Consider the following 971-nt stretch of genomic DNA (forward strand, 5'->3'; position numbering starts at 1 on the left):
TGCATGCTCTCGCCGTATGGCGGCGATGCCCGTGTGAAGGACCCGATGTAGGCGTCGGTGCCGGCCAGGACCGGAACGCCCGCGGCATGCATCGCGCGCGTGCTCTCGTGGGCGTGTGCATAGCTCACACCGGGAACGCCCGCTGCGGTGAGATTCGCGGCGACGCCTTTCATCATCGTCAAGGTCGGGATGAACACCGTGCCCTGGGCGAGCATCGTCTCAGCCGTCGCATCGTCGAGCGCGCGGTCGAGTGGAGCATGGGTGATCATGTCGGCCCCCGCAGCGAGGCTCATACGCACAGCTTCGTACAGGGCTGCGTGCGCGATGACCTTGAGCCCCCGCGCGTGCGCAGCAGCCACGAGTGCATCGAGCACGTCCTGGGTGGGACCGGGCAGATCGGCGATGATCTTGATGTAATCCACCCCGTCTGCCACCTGCACCTCGACGAACCGCTCCGCCTTGTCGGGGGAATCGACCAGCGCGACGTCCGGATAGGTCGGAATGCGGCTGTGCGTGCTGCCCTGAGATGTCGCCGCCATGCCGGCGGTGCGGAAGTCAGCGACTCCCCTCAGTCCCCGCAACGACTGGAACTGTGATGCGGGCCATGTCGCCATGTCCAGGCCGGTGGTGACACCGTACGTGGCGAGCGTCTCGAGGGACTCGCGCCCCTTCAGGTGCATGTGACAGTCGATCAGGCCAGGAAGGAGCACCGTACCTTCCGCGTTGACGACAGCGGCACCGACGACGACCGCATCCGCTGATACGTCACCGATGCGCCCGTCGGGCTGGACGACGACCGTCGTGGGGGCGCTCAGACTGTGTCCGTCGAAGACCCTGGTGTTCGTGATCGCGGTCGCAGAGACTGCGCCGAGCGTGGAATCCGTCATGAACTGCTCCGTTCGAGGAGATGTAGATACGAGACATTATTGTTCACGGGCTGACTACTCTCCCGCCGACGCGTTGACGGCGGC

The 971-nt window shown here is 65.6% G+C and carries 1 protein-coding gene; it reads right to left on the reverse strand.

Translation table 11 applies throughout. From position 1 onward, the window contains the following. Positions 1–887 (reverse strand): amidohydrolase family protein (locus tag B4F19_RS01330; protein ID WP_292732396.1); only part of this gene is annotated, 887 nt, incomplete at its 3' end. Between the last annotated feature and the right edge of the window lie 84 nt (positions 888–971).

The sequence above is a fragment of the Microbacterium sp. UBA1097 genome (genome assembly GCF_002313585.1).
Classification (GTDB): domain Bacteria; phylum Actinomycetota; class Actinomycetes; order Actinomycetales; family Microbacteriaceae; genus Microbacterium.